The sequence below is a fragment of the Bradyrhizobium sp. CCBAU 53338 genome (genome assembly GCF_015291665.1).
Lineage (GTDB): Bacteria > Pseudomonadota > Alphaproteobacteria > Rhizobiales > Xanthobacteraceae > Bradyrhizobium.
In genome coordinates, this window is sequence record NZ_CP030048.1 from 565,825 (window position 1) to 586,132 (window position 20,308).

A 20,308-nucleotide genomic window follows, 5' to 3' on the forward strand; every position below is an offset into this window, starting at 1 on the left:
GGCGATAGTGAAGACGCAAATGCCCGGCCTCGTGCCGGGCATAAGCGTCCTCAGAGCCTTGTGATTCATGACCCCGCGCACCGCCACCCTGATCGGGCTGACCGCGATCCTGATGTGGTCGCTGCTGTCGCTGATGACGGTGGCCACCGGCAAGATCCCGGCCTTTCAGCTTGCCGCCATGACGTTTGCGATCGGCGGTCTCGTTGGGCTGCTGACCTGGATTGGCCGCGGCGACGCCGCGAAGAGCCTGCGCCAGCCGCTGGTCGTCTGGGTCGTCGGCGTCGGTGGCCTGTTCGGCTATCATGCGCTGTATTTCCTCGCGCTGCGTTTCGCGCCGCCGGCCGAAGCCGGACTTCTCAACTACATGTGGCCGCTGCTGATCGTGCTGTTCTCGTCCTTCCTTCCGGGCGAGCGGCTGGCCGTGCATCACATCATCGGTGCCGTGCTCGGCCTCGTCGGCACCGTGCTGCTGTTTGCCGGCAATACGTCGGGCTTCGCGCCGGGCGCCGTGCCGGGATTGATCGCGGCGTTCATCGCCGCCTTTGTCTGGGCCGCCTATTCGGTCTTGTCGCGGCGATTGAAGGCCGTCCCGACCGACGCAGTCGCAGGCTTCTGCCTCGCCACATCGGCGCTCGCCGCGCTGATGCATGCTGGACTGGAGACCACGGTTTGGCCCGAGACCATGTTGCAATGGCTTGCGGTGGTCGGGCTCGGCATCGGTCCCGTCGGCGCGGCCTTCTACGCCTGGGATATCGGCATGAAGCGCGGTGATATTCGCGTTCTCGGCGCCGCGTCTTACGCGACGCCGCTGCTGTCGACCGGCTTCCTCATCGCCGCCGGTTTCGCCAAAGCCAGCGCCAACATTGCTGTCGCCGCGATCCTGATCGCCGGTGGCGGCCTGATCGCAGCCAAGGACATGGTGCTGCGGAAGCGCTGAAGCGCATCAACGCGCCGGCTGCCAGCCCGGAGGCCGGTACATCACCTCCGGGATCTGTCCAAGCTCGGAGCGCTGCAAGCGTTGCGGCGTCAGGGCATAAAACTCCTGAAAGCTCATGATCAGCGGCCGCCATTTGTCAGGATCGATACGGTTGCTTGAGCCATCCATCATGATGTCGGGATGCGCGTGCACGCGGGTAATGCGGACCTCGATCGCAGTGAGATTGCCGCCCCAGGCTGCATCGTCCTGCGCCATCTCGCGCACATGTGCGACCTTCGCTTCCATCTGCACCGGGCACTCGGCCACGCGCGGCGCCCGGATCGTTTCGCTCGCCAATGCCGTCAGACTGCTGAGCTCGAACTTGTCTTTCTCGTGCCGATAGCCGCAATAGAGTTTTCCAGGCGGTACAGGGTTGGAGCCCGTGGTGCGCGCGAGGCGGTCGACGGCGCTGACGAGATCGGCCGAGGGCAGATTGAGCGCGCATTCGCCGGTGCGAATCATGTTCTCGGTGGTCTTCGAATTGCGCGCGAGCCCCAACATGCAGCGCCATCCAACCCACCACGCCGAGGACATCGGTGCGAGATTGTGAGAGTCGTCGTCATTGGTCGATCCGATCAGGACGACCGGCGTTCCGAAATACAGAATGGCCGGGTCGATCTGGACGGCGGCGGGACCGAGTGTTCCGTGCATCGTGCGCTCCTTTTGATTGGAAGCGCTGTCGTAGTGGGGGAAGCCGATCGAACCCACCCGATTTCAGATTGAGATCAAGGCTCCCAGCCCTTCGGCGCGAGCTCGAATTTTGCAAACTCGAAAGCGGGGGCCACGGTGCAGCCGACCAGCGTCCACTCGCCTGACGTCTCCGCCATCTGCCATGCATCCGCCGGTACGATCGCCTGCGGCCGCTCGCCGCCGACAAGATCGGTGCCGAGGCGCACCTCGTGCTGCGAGCATCCCTCATGGGCGATGCGCAGCGTCAGCGGGCTGCCGGCGTAATAATGCCAGGTCTCGACCGCATCGATGCGATGCCAGTGCGAGCGCTCGCCGCGCGCGAGCAGGAAATAGATGAGGGTCGAGCGTGACCGGCCGTTGGCGTCGGTGGTCTGGTCGCGAAAGGTTTCGCGATAGTGCCCGCCCTCGGGGTGCGGGCGGAGTTCGAGGCGCGCGATGATCTCGGCTGCGGTCGGCATCGATCCCCGTCAGGATTTAATCTTCAGGACTTGTTCTTGCGCTCGCGCAGCTCGCCGAACACCGCGGCGGCCTCCGCGCCCTTCATGTGTAGCCTGGCTGCGACCGACGGTTCATCAGCGCGGAGGAACACGTTTGCTCGCTTCTCATCACCAAGCAGTGAGGGAATCGTCGGCTTGTTGTCCGCTCGCAGCTTCGCAACCTCGGCCGCGCGCGCCTGCAGCGCCGCATTGTCGGGCTCCACCGTGAGAGCGAATTTGACGTTGGACGCCGTGTACTCGTGGCCGCAATAGAGCTTGAAGTCGTCGGGCAGTGCCCGCAGCTTCAACAGCGAGTCCCACATCATCGGATAGTTGCCCTCGAACACGCGGCCGCAGCCGATCGAGAACAGCGTATCGGCGGCGAACAGCGTCTTCTCGGTGTCGAACACGTAGGAGATGTGGTCGAGCGTATGGCCGGGCGTTTCCAGCACGCGCCCCAGCAGCGAGCCGACCTTGACCACGTCGCCATTGGCGACGCGCAAATCGACATCGGCAATCTTCGTCGTCTTGTCGTGCGGCGCGACGACGCGGCAATCGTATTTCCGCTTGAGCTCGGCGACGCCGCCGACATGATCGCCATGATGATGGGTGATCAGGATGTCGGTGAGCTGCCAGCCCTCCCGCTCCAGCGCCTTGATGATGGGACCGGCCTCGGGGGCGTCGATCGACGCGGTTGCCTTGGTTTCCACATCGTGGATCAGATAACCGAAATTGTCGTTTAAACAGGTGAAAGTACGAATTTCGGCGGCCATGACATCTCCATCGCGCTCAGCCCCGCCAGACAAATATGGCGTTAACGTTGCGCAGGCAATGCAATATTCAGCGCGCGGCGAGCGCCCTGTGCATGTTACATTGCCGTCATGACCATCGACGTCGTCGACCTTCGCGAGTTCTATTCCCGCCGCCTCGGTATCGTGGCGCGGCAGATGATCAATCGCGGCATCAGGCAGCGCTGGCCGGGCGCCGAGGGCCAGCGCGTGCTTGGCGTAGGCTATCCGACGCCCTATCTCGGGCTGTTTCGCGAAGACGCCGAGCGCTGCATCGCCTTCATGCCGGCGGCCCAGGGCGTGTTGAAATGGCCCACGGGGCGGCCCGCGCTGGCCACGCTGGTCGACGAGTTCTCACTGCCGCTCCCCGACGCTGCGGTGGACCGTATCCTGCTGGTTCATGCGCTCGAGATGTCGGATGATCCCGCCGCGCTGCTGCGGGAGGTCTGGCGGGTGCTCTCGCCGTCCGGGCGCGTCATCGCTGTGATCCCGAACCGGCGCGGGGTGTGGACACGCAGCGACAATACGCCGTTCGGCCACGGCCGACCCTATTCGCGCTCGCAGATCACGGACCTGTTGCGCCAGACCTGGTTCACGCCGACCGGCTGGGGCGAGGCATTGTTCATGCCGCCTTATGCGGGCCGCTGGGTGCTCAAATCGGCGCAGATGTGGGAGCGAGCGGGCGCTGCGCTCTCGCTGCCGTTCGCAGGCGTCCACATCGTCGAAGCGACCAAGCAGGTCTATCGTGCGATCCCCGCCAAGCGCGAACGGGCGCGGCTGATCCCTTCGCTGAAGCCGGTGCTGGTGCCGTCCTCGACGACTGTAACGCGGACCTGAAAACAAATCGTCCCGGCGAAGCCGGGACGAAGCAGTCCATGAGATCGGGGATGGGTGCGGCTTACTCGCCGGGGGCGAGATCGTCGCTGGTCGCGGCCGGAGCGGCCTCGCGCTCGGGGCGCGGACCGCCATGCGGCCGGCGGCGCCGTCGCGGATAGCGCTCGCCACCGCCGCCACCATTGCCACCTTCGAAGCCGCCGGGCGCACCGTTCGTCTGCGGCTGTGCGCCGGTGATGAAGGACGGCAGGCGATCGACGCTGCCGGCGTCGGCGACGACGGGCTGCGGCTGGTTCTGCGGTTGCGGCTGCTGATGATACTGCGGCTGCGGACGATGGTCGCGTTCGCGGTGCTCGCGCGGCTGCTGCTGGTCGCGCTGATAGGGCTGCTGGCTATCGCGATTGTCGCGCTGCTGATAGTCGCGCTGGTGATCGCGCTGGCCGTCGCGGTCGCGCATGAAGGGCTGCTGCTGCTGGGGTGGCTGCGGAACGAAGCCGGGCTCCTGGCCGAACGCCGAGAAATTCTCGCCGTCGTCATCGCTATCGTCGCTGCTGGTGCTGATGGGCTCGTCGCCGCGCGGCTGCTGGCTCTGGCGGAACTGTTCCTGCGCCGCTGCGATCAGGCGGAAATAGTGCTCGGCATGCTGGTAGTAGTTTTCGGCGGCGACCGGGTCGCCCGAGGAGCGCGCATCACGCGCAAGCTGGAGATATTTTTCGGCGATGTGGGAGGCGGTGCCGCGGATCTTGATGTCGGGGCCGTTCGATTCGTAGACCCGGGTCATCGGGTTCTGGCCACGCCGGTTGTTGTTATTGTTGTTGTTATTGCGGTTGCGCATCCGCTGCTTGTTCTGACCGTTTCTCATGTCCTGCCTTTAATTCCAGCCCTAAAGGTTGCACGCATTACTGATTGCTAGGAGTGACCTGGTGACAGCGGTTCACAAGCCTCGCGCGCACCGCGCGCTGGAGCGGATTGAACCCTGCCAATGTTCGTCGACCGTCGCGTTCAACAAAGACGCGTTCCCCACCCGCCAGCATTCATTGCCAGCGAACCCATTCATATCGCTTGCCGAAACAAGCCCAGCTTTACTGCGTAAGTCTTCAAGCGCAATATCAGGCTTTCGTTCACTTTGCGGTCGGAGAGCAGCGCAGCGCCTCTGGCCATCGCGCTCAACAGGACCTGCGGCTTGGAACCTATAATCAGTAAAGCTCTCGCCCGAGAGCCCGGCTTTCGCCCGTAGGTCTACGGGGCCGGCACCGATGTGTTGACCGGAACGTAGTCGTTCCCACGGGATATTCCAAGAGGTTTTTTAGAGCCCAATCCGGCTTTTATGGGGGCATTTTTCGGGCCGAGACGGCCCTGGGAATGCCTGCCAGGTCGGCCTTGGGCGGCCGGTCGATCGATAACGCGGCAGCTGCCATCAAGGTTTCAATATCCGCGGCCTGGCCCTGTCCGGCCTCGACGATCAGGGCGCCGCCGGGGACGAGCCGCTCGGCCGCCTGCGGGATCAGGACGCGGTAGGCGTCGTAACCGTCATTGCCGCCGTCGAGCGCCAGATGCGGATCGTGCTCGCGCACCTCGATGCCGAGTTTCGGAATTTCCCCTGCGGGGATATAGGGCGGGTTCGACACGATCAGATCGAACGGACCCGAGAGCGCCGCCGCGTAGGAGCAGGCGACGAAGCCGGCACGGTCGGCAAGGCCGAGGGCGGTGGCATTGCCTCTGGCGGTATGAAGCGCGGTCAGGCTGAGATCGGTGCCGACGCCAAACGCATCGGGAATCTCGTGCAGCAGCGCGAGCAGGATCGCGCCGGACCCGGTGCCGATATCGGCGATGCGGGGTCGCCGGCCAGTGATCGCCAGCTCGCGAAAAATCTCGAGCGCCAGCTCGACCACGGTCTCGGTATCCGGCCGCGGCACCAGCGTTGCCTCGGACAGTCGGAACGGCAGGCCCCAGAATTCCCGCATGCCGAGAATGCGAGCGACCGGCTCGCGCGCGAGTCTGCGCTGCGCGTATCCCTCGAGCCGCGCTGCCTCGTCCAGCGAGAGTTGCCGCGTCGCCTGCGTGATCAGCCCGGTCAGATCGAGCCCCAGCGCGGCGCCGACGAGCAGGCGTGCATCGAGGGAGGGTTCTTCGATACCCGCTGCTTGCAGCCGCGTCGTGAGCGCGCGCCGCGCGCTCTCGATGCTGTGTCCGGAATCGAAACCTGTCGCCAAGGGAACCATCCTGCCTGGCATCGTGGATAGATCGGCGGCCTTGCTTGCGTCAATGGAAAGGAGCGCGTTTGATCGCGCACCGCGCTGCAAAGGAGAACGTCAATGAACGCCTATGACAGTCAGAACGTCTTCGCGAAGATCCTGCGCGGCGAGATTCCCTGTTTCGAGGTGTTCAGGGACGACCGCAGCTTCGCCTTCCTCGACATCATGCCGCGCTCGCCCGGGCATACGCTGGTGATTCCGAGGGCGCCGGCGCGCGGCATTCTCGACATTGCCGACGACGATCTTGCCGCGGTGGCCCGGACCGCCAAGCGGATCGCGGTCGCGGGCATGAAGGCGTTCGACGCGGAAGGGATCATCCTCCAGCAGTTCAGCGAGCCGGCCAGCGGGCAGGTGGTGTTTCACCTGCACATGCACGTCATGCCGGTCAGGGCCGGCGTCGAGCTGCTGCCCGCGCAGACGCGCAAGGAAGACATGGCCGTGCTCGCAGATCACGCCAAGCGGATGATTGTGGCAATTGGGAGCTAAACGCCGAGATAGCGCTGCAGCAGCTCTGGCTGGGCCTTGAGCTCCTGCGCCGGCCCCTCGTGGACGATATGGCCGTTGTTGATGATGTAGATCCGCGTCGCCAGCGCCAGCGTCGCCGCCAGATTCTGCTCGACCAGCACGATGGTCTGGCCGGCGGCGGCGAGCTCGCGGCAGGCCTTGACGAGATCGTGGACGATGACGGGCGCGAGTCCCTCGAATGGCTCGTCCAGCAGCACGATCTTGGGATCGCGAACCAAGGCGCGTGCGATCGCCAGCATCTGCTGCTCGCCGCCGGAGAGCTCGGTGCCGCGGTTGCCGCGCCGCTCCTTCAGCCGCGGAAACATCTCGTAGATGCGCCCGAGCGGCCAGCGCTTTGGCGCGGTGATGCCGGCGAGAAGGATGTTCTCCTCGACCGACAGGCTGCCGAAGATGCGACGCTCCTCGTGGACGAGCTGCATGCCCGCCTGCGCGATCTTGTGGCTCCTGCGGCCGGCGACATCGGTGCCGTCGAACTTCACGCTGCCGCTGCGCGGCGTCACCACGCCCATCAGGCTCTTCAGCGTGGTGCTCTTGCCGGCGCCATTGCGGCCGAGCAGCGCCACCACCTCGTGACGCTCGACATGCAGGTCGACGTCGAACAGGATGTGGGAATCGCCGTAATAGCTGTTCAGGCCGTTGACCTCGATCAGGCTCATGCGGCGATCTCCCCATGCACGCCGCCGAGATAGGCTTCCTGCACGGCCGCGTTATTCTTGATTTCCTCGGGCGTTCCCGAGATCAGCACCTTGCCCTCCTGGAGCACCGTCACACGCTCGACCAGCTCGAACAGCGAATCCATGTCGTGGTCGATGATGATCATGGTTCGGCCGCGCGCGATCGACTTGAGCAGCTTGACGGTCTCGACGCGCTCGCGCGGGCTCATGCCGGCGAGCGGCTCGTCGAGCAGGAGCAGGCGCGGTGACGTCGCCAGCGCAAGCCCGATCTCAAGCCTGCGCTTCTCGCCATAGGCGAGCTCGGAGACAGGCGTGTCGGCGCGCCGGGTCAGGTTGACCAGCGCGAGCGTGTGCGCCACCTGCTCCGTCAGGCCTTTGACGCCGGCGAGCGAGCGAAACAGGTCGAGCCGGAATTTGCCGCGCAGCTCGGCGAGGGCGGCGATCGTCAGGTTCTGACGCACCGTCAGGCCGGTAAAGAGCTGGTTGACCTGGTAGCTCTTGGTCAGCCCGAGCTGGCAGACGTCCGTGACCTTCAATCCCGTGATGTCGCGCCCTTCGAAGACGATCTGGCCGGAGGTCGGCGCGATCTCGCAGGTCAGCATCTTGAAGAAGGTCGATTTGCCGGCGCCGTTGGGACCGATGATGCCGCGCAATTCGCCCTGATTGACGCTGAAATCAATGTCACTGTTGGCGACGAGGCCGCCATAACGCTTGGTGAGGCCGGTGGCTTTCAGGATCGGCCCGGAATAGGCGGGGTGTTCGACCTCCTTGGCCTGCATCGGGGCAGGCGGCGCTTGCTGAGGCGTCTCGACCTCGGCCTCCTCGCTCTCGGCAGCCTTACGGGCGCGCCCGCCCGAGACGAGGCCGTAGAGATCGACGAGGCCGCCGACGATGCCGCCGCGGAGGAAGCAGACCAGCAGCACGAACACGACGCCGAGCACGAGCTTCCAGGCCGCTCCCAGCCCAAGTGCGGACTGGAGGAAATCCTGCAGGAATAGCCAGACGGTCGCGCCGACCAGCGGCCCGAACAGCGTGCCGCGGCCGCCGATCGCGGTCTGCATCACGAGCTGGCCGGAGGTGTCGAACGTGAAGGCGTCGGGCGGCATGAAGGCCTGGAGCACGCCGAGCAGGCCGCCGGCGAAACCCGCGTAAGCGGCGGCGATCACGAAGGCGGTCAGCTTGTAGCCGTGGATGTTGTGGCCGACCGCGGTGGCGCGCAGCGGATTGTCCCTGATCGCGCTGAAGATGGCGCCGACAGGCGAGCGCACGATCCGGAGTGCGATGATGACGCCGACGAAATAGCACAGCGCGATGAACTGATAGAGCGACCAGCCATTGGTGAAATGGATGGTGGTGAAGCCGAGATTGAAGCTCGGCGTCGGCACGCCCGGTAGCCCGTTCTCGCCGCCGGTGAAATCCGAGAGCGGATTGAATTCGACGAAGAAGAACACCTCCGCGATCGCCACGGTGATCATGGCGAAGTAGATGCCGGTGCGGCGCAGTGCGATCAGGCCGATCAGATAGCCGGTCGCTGCCGCTGCAATCATGCCGATGACCAGCGCGCCCAGCACGTTGCTGAAGCCGGTGCGGGTCAATAGGTATGCGGCGACGAAGCCGCCGGTGCCGTAGAAGGCGGACTGGCCGAACGACAACAGGCCGGTGAATCCGAACAGGATGTCGAAGCCGAGGCCGAACAGGCCCCAGACCAGGATCCGGTTCACCGTGTTCGGTGCGAAGCCGAGATGGGGCAGTACGAAGGGAGCCACGATCAGGCCGATGGCCGTCAGTGTCTCGATCAGGAACGGGCGTTGCTTGAGCATCAGCGGATCACTTATTCGCGGCCCTGCACGCCGAGCAGGCCATGCGGTCGCACCACGAGCACGAGCGTCATCGCCGCAAACAGCATCACATAGGCGTAACCGGGGTTGAACATGGAGGTGACGCTGATGATCTCGCCTGCGATCAGGCCGCCGAGGATCGCGCCGGGGAACGAGCCGACGCCGCCGATCACCACCACGACGAAGGTCTCGACGAGAATGTCGTCGCCGACGCCAGGGGTCAGCGACACCACCGGCGCGTTGACGATGCCGGCAAAGCCTGCGGCCATCGCGCCGATGCCGAACACCACCATGAAGACCTGGTAGACGTTGATCCCGAGCGAATCGACCATCACCGAGTCCTCGATGCCGGCGCGCACGATCATGCCGAGGCGGGTCCGGTAGAGCACGATGAACAGCGCGCCGAGCGCAATCGCGACGATGCCGACCACGGCGAGGCGGTAGGTCGGATAGAACATGAAGCCGAGATTGGTGATGCCCTGGAACAGCGCCGGCGGCGGCACCACCAGCGACTGGCTCGAGAAGATCAGCCGCACGATCTCGACGAAGCAGATGCCGAGCCCGAACGTCACCAGCAGTTGGTCCTCGTGCGGCCGGTGATAGAAATGGCGGATAATGACGCGTTCCATCACCACGCCGAGCAGCATCACGAACAGCGAGCCCGCGATGACGGCGAGGATGAACGATTCCGTGTACTGGTAGGTGACGTAGCCGGCATAGCCGCCGATCATGAACATCGCGCCATGCGCGAGGTTGAGCACGCCGAGGGTGCCGTAGATGATGGTCAGGCCGGAGCTGATCAGCGCGAGCAGGGCGCCGAGCGCGAGCCCGTTGAAAAGCTGCGAAACGAGATTAGGCCAACTGATCATGCGACGATCGCCGTTGTGACGCGCGTTTGAGCTGCGTCAAAAAAGGTGACGCCGCAGGTCCAGAGGGTGGCCTACGGCGTCACAGGGGTTAGCTCGGGCTCAGGTGTAGTCGCCGAGATGGCAGCCGAACGCGTCGGGCTTCTGCATCAGGCCTTCACCCGGAACGATCTCGACGACGTCGTACCAGTCTTCCTTGCTCTTCATGTCCTTCTGCTGCTTGCCCTTGACGATGATGACCGGGCGAACGCATTGGTGATCCTCGGGACGGTAGTGCACGTCGCCGACGAGCGAGGGGATCGTTTCGCCCCTCTCGTAGGCCTTGATCACGTCCGGCGGATTGAAGCTGCCGGCTTCCTCGCACATGTGGGCCCAGTGCGCGAAGCTGACATAGGCGTTCTCCGCGCCCCATTCCGGCTTGTAGCCGTATTTCTTCTCGAAGGCCGCGTTGAACATCTTGGCAAGCGGGAACTTGTCTTCGATCGTCCACCAGTAATCGGTCGCGGCAAAGACGCCCTGCATCAGGCCGCCGGTCTCGCGCGCGATGAAGGGCACCTGGTAGGGAACCACCAGCTTCATCTTGTCGAGCACGCCGAACTGCTTGGCTTGCTGGGTCGACAGCACCGCGTCATGGCCCCAGTTCACGTTGATGAGCACGTCGGCGCCGGAGTTGGCGACATTGAGCAGATACGAGGAATAGTCAGGCGCGCCGAGCGGGGCGACCTGGTTGGTGACGGTGGTCCATCCGGCTGTCGCGAGGAAGTCCTGCATCGACTTGGTGACGGTGTGGCCGTAGGTGTAGTCGGGGGTCAGATACGCGGCCTTCTTGCCCTTGCCGAACTCCCGCACCATCACCGGGCCGATCGCCGCCGCAGCAGTCTGGCCGAAGAAGTTCTGGCGGACGCCGTAGCGCACGCAGTCCTTGCCGGTGGTGTCGTTCGAGCCGGAGATGCCGCACACGAACAGCACATGCTCGCGCTGGGCCAGCTTGTTCAACGCCACGGCGACGGCGCTCGACGTGCCGCCCGTGATCATGATCGCCTTGTTCTCGCTGATGAAGCGCTGCTGCGCTTGCACGGCTTCGTTGGGCTTCGCCGCGGAATCCGCGACGCCGAACTTCAGTTCCTTGCCGAGCACGCCCTTGCTGGTCTTCGGCGAGATCTTCTTGATCAGCTCGTGACCTTCGTTGATGTGCTCGATCGCCAGCTGATAGCCCTTGAGCTCGTCCTCGCCCTGCACGGCGTATGTGCCGGTGCGCGGAACCGAGATTCCGATGAAGGCAGTGGAACCCGATACGCCCGCGGGATAGGTGCCGATCGCCGGCTTGTCCTCGGCGAAGGCGGGCATCGCGGGCAGCACCGAGCCGCCGATGAGACCTGCGGTGGTCTGGAGCAGACCACGGCGCGAAAGGCCGCGGCGGATGAGATCGTCAGTCATGGTGGTTCCTCCGAACATCATTCTTGTTTGTAGGCAAAACACGAGTTGTCCGGCGGCGGCCGACCTCGAAGGCCTGCGCGCGCCGGGCACGTCACATCCGCGTGTAGCTCTTGGACGCAAGCATTGCTTGTGAAGGCCTTCTGTCAATTTCGCCTTTGGTCGAACGATGGAAATTATGTCGTGAAAACATATCGGATCGCGATATATATTAGTCTTTGTGAGTACGAGGCTGGCGGGTTCGGCGAGGGAAATGGCGCGACAAACGACAGTGATGGGCAGCCGGAAGCGACAGGCCTGGCCGCAGGAGACGGAGCGGAAGGAGGCTGCGCGGCTTTCGGGGGAGGGTAGCGATGCCGCTCGCGCGCCCGAGCCGCGCAATCGCCCGGCTGGTGAGCGCGGACCCGCCGTCGGCGCGGTTCAGGCCAAGCGCGCGCCGGCACCGATGAAGCGATTGGGCGTGCGGGCCCAGAACGTCCTGAAAGAGCTCGCGCTCGAGCTCACCGGCGAGCAGCCGCCGAAGGGGAATTGGTCGCCCTCGCGCGATCTGCTGCGCGCGCTGACCGCCGAGCACCTCGCGACCGCGCGCAATTGCGGGCCGCATACGATACGGGAAATCGTCGACTGGGCGCAGGGCTGCGGCGTCACCATCAAGCCGGTGATCAAGTCCGGCGGCTCGTTGTCCGAGATGTGGGAAAAGCTGATCGCCAACGCAGCCTCTGGCGCGTTGACCAGCACCGAGATCGTCAGCGCGCTGCAGCGGTCCGTCAGGAGGAAAAGCGTGCGAATTCCGATCGCGTTTCAGGTCATCCTGGTGAAGATCCTGCTCTCGAGCTTCGAATAGACGATCGGATAGATGTGCATCGGTATCACCGCCCGGTTGGTCCGGTCGCGGCCGCTTGCTACTTTAGGCTAAGCCTCCCGCCATGGCGGGCGGCATGGTCGAGGTGGGGCATGGCTCAGGCGAAGAAGGCGCAGCGGTCCAAGGTGGTGACGTCAGCCAGGCGCACCGGCAGCGCGATGCGTGATTCGGATTACGCAGCGCTGGCGCAGTTTCGCTACCAGATCCGCAGCTTTCTGGCATTCAGCGAGGCGGCTGCCGTCAAGCAGGGATTGACGCCGACGCAGCATCAGGCGCTGCTCGGCATCAAGGGCTTTGTCCGTCCGGGCCCGGCAACTGTCGGAGACGTCGCGAAGTTTCTGCTGATCCGGCATCACTCCGCCGTCGAACTAATCAACCGGCTCGAAAAGCTGGAACTGGTCAGCCGCGTCGCCGATCCCGAAGACGCCAGACGCGTACACCTCAGGCTTGCGAAGAAGGGTGAGCAGAAGCTCCAGGCGCTCTCGCGGAAAAACCTCGAGGAACTCCGCCGCGCCCCGAGCTCGGCGCTGAGCCGTCTGTTGAAGTCGTTCGGAGAGCCCGGCGACGCCTGAGCGTCGTGGGCCCCGTTATGCCGCCGCCCCTTGCGCGGCAAGCTGTGCGGCTTGGTGCTCGGTGGTCAGCGCATCGGTGAGTTCGCCGAGCGCTTCGCCTGCGATCACCTGCGGCAGCTTGTAGAGCGTCAGATTGATCCGATGATCCGTGACGCGCCCTTGCGGGAAGTTATAGGTGCGGATGCGCTCGCTGCGATCGCCGGAGCCGACCTTCTCCTTGCGCTCGGCCGAGCGCGCGGCGTCGACGCGCTGCCGCTCGGCGTCGTAGATGCGCGAACGCAGGATGTTCATGGCGGAGGCGCGGTTCTTGTGCTGCGAGCGGCTGTCCTGCATCATCACCACGATGCCGGTCGGGATGTGGGTGATGCGGATCGCCGATTCGGTCTTGTTGACGTGCTGGCCGCCGGCGCCTTGCGCGCGCATGGTCTCGATGCGCAGATCCTCGTTCTTGATCTCGACGTCGACATCCTCGACCTCCGGCAGCACGGCGACCGTGGCCGCCGAGGTATGGATGCGCCCCTGCGTCTCGGTGTCGGGCACGCGCTGCACGCGGTGCACGCCGGATTCGAATTTCAGCTTGGAGAATGCGCCGCGGCCCTGCACCTCCGCGATGATTTCCTTGTAGCCGCCGACGGTGCCTTCGCTCGCCGAGATCACCTCGACTTTCCAGCCTTGCAGGCTCGCGAAGCGCTCGTACATCCGGAACAGATCGCCGGCGAACAGCGAGGCCTCGTCGCCGCCGGTGCCGGCGCGAATTTCCAGTACGACGTTGCGGTCGTCCATGGCGTCCTTGGGCAGGAGCGCGATGCGGATCTTCTGGACCAGTTCCTCGATCTTCGGATTGAGCTCGTCGCGCTCGGCTTCCGCCATGCTGCGCATCTCGGCATCGGTCGCGGGATCGGCGATCAGCGCCTCGGTGTCGGCGAGCTCTTTGACGGCTGAGCGATAAGTCTTCACCGCCTCGATCAGCGGGGTGATCTCGGCAAGCTCGCGCGTGACCTGTACGTAGCGTTCGGACGAGAGCTGTCCGAGCGATTCGGCTTCGAGCGAAGCGTGATGCGCGAGCAGAACGTCCAGTTTGGCTTCGGGGAGTGACGACATCGGTTCAGTCTCAAATGGCGGAGGGAGGCGAGGGGGCGAGGACGGGCGGCAGGCCCGCTACAACGCCAGGCCCTCGGCCTCGGCAAATTCCGTCAGCTTCTGCCGGATCGAGACGCTGCCGGTCGGCGCATCCAGCAGCGGGCCGAGCATCGCTGCGGCCTTCTTGACGTCGAGGTCGATCACCATCGCCTTGACCGGGCCGAGCGCGGTCGCCGACAGCGACAGCGAGCGGTAGCCCATCGCGAGCAGCGCCAGCGCACCGATCGGTTTCGAGGCCATCTCGCCGCAGAGCGACAGCGATTTCTTCGCGGCCTGCGTCTTTTGCGCGATGTCGCGCAGCGCCCGCAGGATCGGCGTCGACATCGTGTCGAAGCGTTCGGAGACCTTGGCATTGCCGCGGTCGACAGCGAACAGGAACTGGAACAGATCGTTCGAGCCGACCGAGATGAAGTCGACCTTCTTCAGGAGCTCGTCGAGCTGATAGAGCAGCGCCGGCACCTCGACCATGGTGCCGATATCGATGCGCTCCGGCAGCGTGTGGCCGTGCTGCCGCAAATATGTCAGCTCGCGCTCGACCAGGGCCTTCGCCGAATCGAACTCGGCGACCTCCGAGATCATCGGAAACATGATGCGCAGCGCACGGCCGCCACCGGCGCGCAAGAGCGCACGGATCTGGCCGCGCAACAGGCCGGGACGATCGAGCCCGAGGCGAATCGCGCGCCAGCCGAGCGCGGGATTCTCCTCGATCACCGTTTCCATGTATGGCAGCGCCTTGTCGCCCCCGATGTCGAGGGTGCGGAAAGTGACGGGCTTCTGGCCTGCGGCATCCAGCACGGCGCGGTAGAGCGCGAGCTGGTCGCTGGTGCGCGGCAGGCTCTGGCCGACCATGAATTGCAACTCGGTGCGGAACAGGCCGATGCCGGCGCTGCCGGTGTCGTCGATATGGGGCAGGTCGATGGCGAGGCCCGCATTGATCAGCAGCTCGACCTTCTCGCCGTCCTTGGTGACGCAAGGCCGGTCGCGCAGCGCCAGATATTGCGCCTGGCGGCGGGCGCGGAAACGCACCCGCTCGGCATAAGCCGCTTCGATTTCCTGCGACGGGCGCACATAGATCGAGCCCGAAGTGCCGTCGACGATGATGGCGTCGCCGGGGTCGGCAATGCCGGGCGCGTTCGGGACTTCACCGACCGCGGGAATGCCGAGCGCGCGTGCCACGATCGAGACGTGGGAATTGGCGGTCCCCTCCTCCAGCACGATGCCGCGCAGGCGCTTGCGGTCGTAGTCGAGCAGCGCCGCCGGGCCCATCGCGCGCGCGATGACGATGGCATTGTCGGGCATCTGCTCGCGCGAGGGCGCATGGTCCTGGCCGACCAGCTGCCGCATCAGGCGATAGCCGAGATCCTCGAGATCGTGCAGTCGGTCGCGCAAGTAGGGATCGGTCACGCGCAGCATGCGGGCACGGGTGTCGGACTGGACGCGCTCGACCGCAGCTTCCGCGGTAAGGCCGGTGGCGACCGCCTCGTGCAGCTTGTGCGACCAGCCCTGGTCGTTGGCGAACATGCGGTAGGCTTCGAGCACGTCGCGGTGCTCGCCGCCCTCGGCGACGTCGCCGCGCTCCAGCATGCGGTCTAGATCCGAGCGCAGCTTGGCCAGCGCGGCGTCGAGCCGCTTGATCTCCTTCGGCAGGTCCTCGGCGATATAGTCCTTGATGACGACGCGCGGCTCGTGCAGCACGACATGGCCGAGCGCGATGCCTTCCGAGAGAATGGCGCCGGCCTTCTGCGTGGAATGGCGCGCGGCCGGCTCCAGGCCGGGCTGGGCCAGCGCGGACAACTCGCCGGAGGCGATCAGCTCCGCCAGCACCATGGCGGTGGTTTGCAGCGCCTCGAGCTCTTCCTCGACATAGGTGCGCTTGGCGCGGTTCTGCACAACCAGCACGCCGAGGGTGTTGCCGGCGCGCAGGATCGGCACGCCGAGGAAGGAGTGATAGATCTCTTCGCCGGTCTCGGGGCGGAACGAGAAAGCCGGGTGGCTCTGTGCGTCGTTCAGATTGAGCGGCGTGGCCTCGCTGGCGACGAGGCCGACCAGGCCCTCATGGGCGCTCAGCACGGTGTGGTGCACGGCCTCGCGGTTCAGACCTTCGGTGGCGTAGAGCTCAAGGGTGTTGTCGATGCGCAGCACATAGACCGAGCACACCTCGGCCACCATGTTGGCGGCGATCAGCACCACGATCTTGTCCAGCCGCTCCTGGGCCGAGACCTGCTCCGCCATGGTTTCGCGGAGCCGTCTCAACAAGACGCGGGGACCTCCCGACGCGCTCCGCATGAACCGTCAATCTCCTCCGTCTGCCGGCCCGGCGATATTGGCCGGCGGCTGGCCTAAAATTCCAGAAAAACAATCAATTTGTTTGTCCGGCGCAGGCGCAAACCCAAATCTTCTTGAGATTCAGTGCTTGCACCGAATCAGCGGCCTGAACTGGGACACAGTCTGCGGCAGCCCACCCTGTTCGCCGTATAGCGAATTGAGGCTTGTTTTGCCAAGCAAAACGCCTGCCAAACGCGAAGGTGTGTACACCTTCGCATTTGCTGCGACCGCTAAGAGAAAATTAGTCCAGGCATGGTCCGGAAATGCGAAGCGGTTTTCCGGAGAGACCGTGCTCAAACAAGAACTTGAAGCGCGACGACGGTCGCGCTTCAGGCCTGATCGAGGCCGTAGAGCGTGTGCAGCGTGCGCACGGCAAGCTCGGTATAGGCGGTGTCGATCAAAACCGAGAACTTGATCTCGGAGGTTGTAATGGCCCGGATGTTGATATTCCGTCCGGCGAGGGCTGAAAACGCCTGGGCGGCGACGCCGGCATGGCTGCGCATCCCGCTGCCGATCACCGAGATCTTGGCGACGTCGGTCGCGGTGTCGAGCCTGGCATAGCCGATCTTGGCCTTGGCGGCGGTAATCGTGTCCTTGGCCCTGACGTAGTCGGCGGCCGGCACCGTGAAGGTCAGGTCGGTGGTCTTGCCGTCTTCCGACACGTTCTGGACGATCATGTCGACGTTGATATTGGCCTCGGCGAGCGGGCCGAAGATCGACGCGGCGACGCCGGGCTTGTCCTCGATCTGGCGCACCGAGATCTGGGCCTCGTCCTTCGAGAAGGCGATACCGGTGACGACGTGATTTTCCATGATCTCCTCCTCGCCGCAGATCAGCGTGCCGGGCGGCTGGTTGGCATGCGGGTCGATGTCCTCGGGCTTGTCGAAGCTCGAGCGGACGAAGATCGGCATGTTGTGGACCATGCCGAGTTCCACCGAGCGCACCTGCAGCACCTTGGCGCCCTGGGAAGCCAGTTCCAGCATGTCCTCGAACGCGATCTTGTCGAGCCTCTTGGCCTTCGGCACGATTCGCGGATCGGTGGTGTAGACGCCGTCGACGTCCGTGTAGATGTCGCAGCGGTCGGCCTTGACGGCTGCGGCGACCGCCACGGCCGAGGTGTCGGAGCCGCCGCGGCCGAGCGTGGTGATGCGGTTGGTCTTGGGATCGATGCCCTGGAAGCCGGCGATGACGGCGACCTCCTTGCGATCCTTGAAACGGGAGATGATCTCGCTGCCGTCGATGTCCTCGATCCGGGCCGAGGCATGGGCATCGCTGGTCTTGATCGGGATCTGCCAGCCCTGCCAGGAGCGGGCCTGGATACCCATGCTCTGGAGCACGATGGCCAGCAGGCCGGAGGTCACCTGTTCGCCGGATGCGACGACGGCGTCGTATTCGCGCGCGTCGTGCATCGGCGAGGCCTCGGTGCACCAGGCCACCAGTTCGTTGGTCTTGCCCGACATCGCCGAGACGACCACCGCCACTTCATGGCCGGCGTCGACCTCACGCTTCACATGGCGTGCGACGTTGCGGATACGTTCGATGTTGGCGACGGACGTGCCGCCGAATTTCATCACGAGACGGCTCATGACGACGCGTGCATTCCCTCTTGAGGATCAGTATGGTGACCCGCGCCGGACGGATGCCCTGGGGGATACCGACCGCGCGTATACAGAGGGGCGGGGCCGGGGGCAAGCGGGTTCCTGCAGGGCCCAATCCGGGCAATGGGTTATCAGAGGTTATGGCGCGCTATATTGACGAAATCCTGCAGCCCGGCGAGCGGGTGCTGTATTCGACCAATGCGCATTGGATTTTCTATTTCCCGGCCATTCTGGCCTGGATCGTGGCCCTGGTCCTGTTCGCGGTCTCCCGCCGGAGCGATATCTACAGCGTGGAGATGCTGTGCCTGCTCGGCTCCGGCCTGGTGGCGCTGGCCGCCCTTTACTGGACGGTGAAAGGCTGGTTCCATCGCCTCACCACGGAGACCGATGTCACCAATCTCCGGGTTGTGCACAAGATCGGCTTCATCAAGCGCCGCACCTTTGAAATGGCGCTGGACAAGGTCGAGAGTGTCGACGTCAACCAGACCATCCTTGGACGTATCCTCAACTACGGCGACGTGACCATCAATGGCGTCGGCGAAGGACGCGAGACCATCCGCACCATCGCCTCTCCTCTCGCCTTCCGTAGTTCGATCACCACGCGGTAGGACCGCGCGTAACCATGAGCATGCAGCAAGATTCTTCCGCAACTGCTTCCCCGCCGGCGGGCTCGACCGTCGATGCCGCCGAGATCGCGAAATTCTCAAAGCTCTCGGCCGAGTGGTGGGATCCCAAGGGCAAGATGGCGCCGCTGCACCGGATCAATCCGCTGCGGCTCGGCTATATCCGCGACGCCGCCTGCCGCAAGTTCGAGCGCAACGTGCGCAGTCTCAACTGCCTCGGCGGCCTGCGCGTGCTCGACATCGGCTGCGGTGCCGGCCTGTTGTGCGAGCCGCTGTCGCGCCTTGGCGCGCAGGTCATCGGCGTCGATCCGTCGGCCAGCAACATCGCTGCCGCAAAGCTGCATGCCGGCAAGAGCCATCTGTCGATCGACTATCGCTGCACCACGGTGGAGGGGATCGACCCGCGCGAGCGTTTTGACATCGTCCTGGCGATGGAAGTGGTCGAACACGTCGTCGACGTCGGCGTCTTCCTGAAGCGCTGCGCCTCGATGCTGAAGCCGAACGGCCTGATGGTAGTGTCCACGCTCAACCGCAACTGGAAGAGCTTTGCGCTCGCCATTGTCGGCGCCGAATACGTCCTGCGCTGGCTGCCGCGCGGCACCCACGAATGGAACAAGTTCGTCACCCCGGACGAACTGACCAAATACCTCCTCGACAACCGTCTCGTCATCACCGAGCAGACCGGTGTGGTTTACTCGCCATTCGCCGACAAATGGACGCTCTCGTCGGACATGGACGTGAACTACATGGTGGTGGCGGAAGGAATGGTCTGAGGCCAAGCAGTCTCTAAGTACTCGCCGGGACGACGGCGGAGAGTGTAGCGAGAGCATCGCTCCTATGACGTGGGCGTGATTGACCTCTTGCCGTGCTGACGGCAGGTTGCGTCAACATTTCCGCAGCAGCCACCCCACCCATGTTCACCGTCACCAGCCTCTGGATTCCCTTCACCGTCGTTGCTGCGCTCGGCCAGGTCGCGCGCAACGCGATGCAGCGGTCGCTGACAAAGCCGCTGGGGACGTGGGGCGCGACCAATATCCGCTTCCTGTTCGGCTTCCCGTTCTCGCTGCTGTTTCTGGGGCTGGTGCTGGTTGCGACCGGCGATCACATCGGCATGCCGCCATCAGTATTCTGGCCGTGGCTGCTGCTGGGCGCACTCAGCCAGATCGTTGCGACCGGGCTGATGCTGCTCGCGATGAACGACCGCTCCTTCGTGGTGACGACCGCCTATCTGAAGACCGAGGCGATCCAGACTGCGATCTTCGGCTTCGTCTTCCTCGGCGATCACCTGACCTGGCTGAAGGTGCTGGCGATCGTGGTCGCCACTGTCGGTGTCGTCATCACCGCGCTGCGGCCCGGCGGCGAGAAGAGTTTTGCCGAGTTGAAGCCGACCATCACCGGCCTCGTCGCGGCTGCGGCGTTCGCGCTGTCGGCGGTCGGTTTTCGCGGCGCGATCATCAACGTTCCCGGCATCTCCTTCGTGACCGCGGCCTCGTTCACGCTGGTGCTCGGCCTGTTCGTGCAGACGCTGATCCTGACGATCTATCTGCTCTGGCGCGCGCCAAAGGTGCTTCAGTCGATCCTGGGGCTATGGCGGCCGTCGCTGCTGGCCGGCTTCATGGGCGCCTTCGCCTCCCAGTTCTGGTTCCTTGCGTTCGCGCTGACGGCCGCCGCCAATGTCCGCACCCTCGCGCTGATCGAGGTGTTGTTCGCGCAAGCCGTTGCGTATTACTCGTTCAAGCAGCCGATCGCATCGCGCGAGATTTTCGGCATCATGCTGATCGTGGTCGGCGTAGCGCTGCTGGTGGGGTTCTAGCTATCTGTCATTCCGGGGC

At 64.7% G+C, this 20,308-nt stretch carries 20 protein-coding genes; 8 read left to right on the forward strand and 12 right to left on the reverse strand.

Annotated elements, in window-relative coordinates; translation table 11 throughout:
• The first annotated feature begins 67 nt into the window (after positions 1-67).
• Positions 68-937: a DMT family transporter gene (locus XH90_RS02685; RefSeq protein ID WP_194479087.1), complete on the forward strand. Its 870-nt coding sequence runs from the start codon at positions 68-70 to the stop codon at positions 935-937.
• Positions 938-943: 6 nt separating this feature from the next.
• Here the strand turns inward: XH90_RS02685 and XH90_RS02690 are convergent, their stop codons facing one another.
• The 3 genes from XH90_RS02690 to gloB form a co-directional block, all read right to left on the reverse strand.
• Entirely contained in the window at positions 944-1,627 is a 684-nt protein-coding gene (locus XH90_RS02690; protein ID WP_194479088.1) for a flavin reductase family protein, read from the reverse strand.
• A 74-nt stretch (positions 1,628-1,701) separates the two neighbouring features.
• Positions 1,702-2,124: a cupin domain-containing protein gene (locus XH90_RS02695; protein WP_194479089.1), complete on the reverse strand. Its 423-nt coding sequence runs from the start codon at positions 2,122-2,124 to the stop codon at positions 1,702-1,704.
• Positions 2,125-2,147: 23 nt separating this feature from the next.
• Positions 2,148-2,915 (reverse strand): hydroxyacylglutathione hydrolase, encoded by a 768-nt coding sequence (gene gloB, locus XH90_RS02700; protein ID WP_194479090.1) that lies wholly within the window; start codon positions 2,913-2,915, stop codon positions 2,148-2,150.
• Between the two features lie 108 nt (positions 2,916-3,023).
• Between gloB and XH90_RS02705 the strand changes: the two genes are divergently transcribed.
• Positions 3,024-3,767: a methyltransferase domain-containing protein gene (locus XH90_RS02705; RefSeq protein WP_194479091.1), complete on the forward strand. Its 744-nt coding sequence runs from the start codon at positions 3,024-3,026 to the stop codon at positions 3,765-3,767.
• Positions 3,768-3,828: 61 nt separating this feature from the next.
• On the opposite strand, the gene XH90_RS02710 is transcribed toward XH90_RS02705, so the two are convergent.
• Together XH90_RS02710 and prmC are read right to left on the reverse strand one after the other, a co-directional pair.
• Positions 3,829-4,626: a DUF4167 domain-containing protein gene (locus tag XH90_RS02710; RefSeq protein WP_194479092.1), complete on the reverse strand. Its 798-nt coding sequence runs from the start codon at positions 4,624-4,626 to the stop codon at positions 3,829-3,831.
• A 463-nt stretch (positions 4,627-5,089) separates the two neighbouring features.
• On the reverse strand, positions 5,090-5,986 hold the full coding sequence (gene prmC, locus XH90_RS02715; RefSeq protein WP_194482566.1) for a peptide chain release factor N(5)-glutamine methyltransferase: 897 nt from the start codon (positions 5,984-5,986) through the stop codon (positions 5,090-5,092).
• 93 nt (positions 5,987-6,079) lie between these two features.
• Here prmC and XH90_RS02720 point away from each other — a divergent pair, with 93 nt between their 5' ends.
• Complete coding sequence (locus tag XH90_RS02720) at positions 6,080-6,505, forward strand: HIT family protein (protein ID WP_194479093.1); 426 nt, start codon at positions 6,080-6,082, stop codon at positions 6,503-6,505.
• Here XH90_RS02720 and XH90_RS02725 read toward each other — a convergent pair.
• The 4 genes from XH90_RS02725 to XH90_RS02740 form a co-directional block, all read right to left on the reverse strand.
• Complete coding sequence (locus XH90_RS02725; RefSeq protein WP_194479094.1) at positions 6,502-7,200, reverse strand: ABC transporter ATP-binding protein; 699 nt, start codon at positions 7,198-7,200, stop codon at positions 6,502-6,504. The two genes, XH90_RS02720 and XH90_RS02725, sit on opposite strands and share 4 nt — an antisense overlap.
• Positions 7,197-9,038: an ATP-binding cassette domain-containing protein gene (locus XH90_RS02730; RefSeq protein WP_194479095.1), complete on the reverse strand. Its 1,842-nt coding sequence runs from the start codon at positions 9,036-9,038 to the stop codon at positions 7,197-7,199. Before XH90_RS02730 ends, XH90_RS02725 begins: the two co-directional genes overlap by 4 nt.
• A gap of 11 nt (positions 9,039-9,049) precedes the next feature.
• The gene (locus XH90_RS02735) at positions 9,050-9,925 is read right to left on the reverse strand and encodes a branched-chain amino acid ABC transporter permease (protein WP_194479096.1); all 876 of its coding nucleotides are present in this window, start codon (positions 9,923-9,925) and stop codon (positions 9,050-9,052) included.
• 99 nt (positions 9,926-10,024) lie between these two features.
• Positions 10,025-11,359, reverse strand: coding sequence for a substrate-binding protein (locus XH90_RS02740; protein WP_194479097.1), 1,335 nt, complete (start codon positions 11,357-11,359; stop codon positions 10,025-10,027).
• A 250-nt stretch (positions 11,360-11,609) separates the two neighbouring features.
• Between XH90_RS02740 and XH90_RS02745 the strand changes: the two genes are divergently transcribed.
• Both XH90_RS02745 and XH90_RS02750 read left to right on the forward strand, forming a co-directional pair.
• Positions 11,610-12,200, forward strand: a complete 591-nt coding sequence (locus tag XH90_RS02745) for a hypothetical protein (RefSeq protein WP_194479098.1) — start codon at positions 11,610-11,612, stop codon at positions 12,198-12,200.
• 110 nt (positions 12,201-12,310) lie between these two features.
• A complete protein-coding gene (locus tag XH90_RS02750; protein WP_194479099.1) occupies positions 12,311-12,790 on the forward strand; it encodes a MarR family winged helix-turn-helix transcriptional regulator in 480 nt (159 codons plus the stop codon).
• 15 nt (positions 12,791-12,805) lie between these two features.
• Here the strand turns inward: XH90_RS02750 and prfA are convergent, their stop codons facing one another.
• The 3 genes from prfA to XH90_RS02765 form a co-directional block, all read right to left on the reverse strand.
• Positions 12,806-13,891, reverse strand: a complete 1,086-nt coding sequence (prfA, locus tag XH90_RS02755) for a peptide chain release factor 1 (RefSeq protein ID WP_194479100.1) — start codon at positions 13,889-13,891, stop codon at positions 12,806-12,808.
• 57 nt (positions 13,892-13,948) lie between these two features.
• Positions 13,949-16,216: a phosphoenolpyruvate--protein phosphotransferase gene (gene ptsP / locus XH90_RS02760; protein ID WP_194479101.1), complete on the reverse strand. Its 2,268-nt coding sequence runs from the start codon at positions 16,214-16,216 to the stop codon at positions 13,949-13,951.
• A 368-nt stretch (positions 16,217-16,584) separates the two neighbouring features.
• Positions 16,585-17,841 (reverse strand): aspartate kinase, encoded by a 1,257-nt coding sequence (locus XH90_RS02765; protein WP_194479102.1) that lies wholly within the window; start codon positions 17,839-17,841, stop codon positions 16,585-16,587.
• A gap of 152 nt (positions 17,842-17,993) precedes the next feature.
• Here XH90_RS02765 and XH90_RS02770 point away from each other — a divergent pair, with 152 nt between their 5' ends.
• The 3 genes from XH90_RS02770 to XH90_RS02780 all read left to right on the forward strand — a co-directional run bounded on the left by XH90_RS02770 (position 17,994) and on the right by XH90_RS02780 (position 20,289).
• A complete protein-coding gene (locus XH90_RS02770; RefSeq protein WP_194479103.1) occupies positions 17,994-18,461 on the forward strand; it encodes a PH domain-containing protein in 468 nt (155 codons plus the stop codon).
• Positions 18,462-18,475: 14 nt separating this feature from the next.
• Entirely contained in the window at positions 18,476-19,249 is a 774-nt protein-coding gene (ubiG, locus tag XH90_RS02775) for a bifunctional 2-polyprenyl-6-hydroxyphenol methylase/3-demethylubiquinol 3-O-methyltransferase UbiG (protein WP_194479104.1), read from the forward strand.
• A 140-nt stretch (positions 19,250-19,389) separates the two neighbouring features.
• Positions 19,390-20,289, forward strand: coding sequence for an EamA family transporter (locus tag XH90_RS02780; RefSeq protein WP_194479105.1), 900 nt, complete (start codon positions 19,390-19,392; stop codon positions 20,287-20,289).
• The last annotated feature ends 19 nt before the right edge of the window (positions 20,290-20,308 follow it).

Coding starts and splice junctions, on each gene's coding strand:
- XH90_RS02750 (WP_194479099.1), top strand. CDS start 12,311: ATGGCTCAGGCGAAGAAGGCGCAGCGGTCCAAGGTGGTGACGTCAGCC.
- XH90_RS02695 (WP_194479089.1), bottom strand. CDS start 2,124: ATGCCGACCGCAGCCGAGATCATCGCGCGCCTCGAACTCCGCCCGCAC.
- XH90_RS02720 (WP_194479093.1), top strand. CDS start 6,080: ATGAACGCCTATGACAGTCAGAACGTCTTCGCGAAGATCCTGCGCGGC.
- ubiG (WP_194479104.1), top strand. CDS start 18,476: ATGAGCATGCAGCAAGATTCTTCCGCAACTGCTTCCCCGCCGGCGGGC.
- ptsP (WP_194479101.1), bottom strand. CDS start 16,216: ATGCGGAGCGCGTCGGGAGGTCCCCGCGTCTTGTTGAGACGGCTCCGC.
- XH90_RS02710 (WP_194479092.1), bottom strand. CDS start 4,626: ATGAGAAACGGTCAGAACAAGCAGCGGATGCGCAACCGCAATAACAAC.
- XH90_RS02730 (WP_194479095.1), bottom strand. CDS start 9,038: ATGCTCAAGCAACGCCCGTTCCTGATCGAGACACTGACGGCCATCGGC.
- XH90_RS02765 (WP_194479102.1), bottom strand. CDS start 17,841: ATGAGCCGTCTCGTGATGAAATTCGGCGGCACGTCCGTCGCCAACATC.
- XH90_RS02725 (WP_194479094.1), bottom strand. CDS start 7,200: ATGAGCCTGATCGAGGTCAACGGCCTGAACAGCTATTACGGCGATTCC.
- XH90_RS02770 (WP_194479103.1), top strand. CDS start 17,994: ATGGCGCGCTATATTGACGAAATCCTGCAGCCCGGCGAGCGGGTGCTG.
- gloB (WP_194479090.1), bottom strand. CDS start 2,915: ATGGCCGCCGAAATTCGTACTTTCACCTGTTTAAACGACAATTTCGGT.
- XH90_RS02780 (WP_194479105.1), top strand. CDS start 19,390: ATGTTCACCGTCACCAGCCTCTGGATTCCCTTCACCGTCGTTGCTGCG.
- XH90_RS02740 (WP_194479097.1), bottom strand. CDS start 11,359: ATGACTGACGATCTCATCCGCCGCGGCCTTTCGCGCCGTGGTCTGCTC.
- prmC (WP_194482566.1), bottom strand. CDS start 5,986: ATGGTTCCCTTGGCGACAGGTTTCGATTCCGGACACAGCATCGAGAGC.
- XH90_RS02690 (WP_194479088.1), bottom strand. CDS start 1,627: ATGCACGGAACACTCGGTCCCGCCGCCGTCCAGATCGACCCGGCCATT.
- XH90_RS02705 (WP_194479091.1), top strand. CDS start 3,024: ATGACCATCGACGTCGTCGACCTTCGCGAGTTCTATTCCCGCCGCCTC.
- XH90_RS02735 (WP_194479096.1), bottom strand. CDS start 9,925: ATGATCAGTTGGCCTAATCTCGTTTCGCAGCTTTTCAACGGGCTCGCG.
- XH90_RS02685 (WP_194479087.1), top strand. CDS start 68: ATGACCCCGCGCACCGCCACCCTGATCGGGCTGACCGCGATCCTGATG.
- prfA (WP_194479100.1), bottom strand. CDS start 13,891: ATGTCGTCACTCCCCGAAGCCAAACTGGACGTTCTGCTCGCGCATCAC.
- XH90_RS02745 (WP_194479098.1), top strand. CDS start 11,610: ATGGCGCGACAAACGACAGTGATGGGCAGCCGGAAGCGACAGGCCTGG.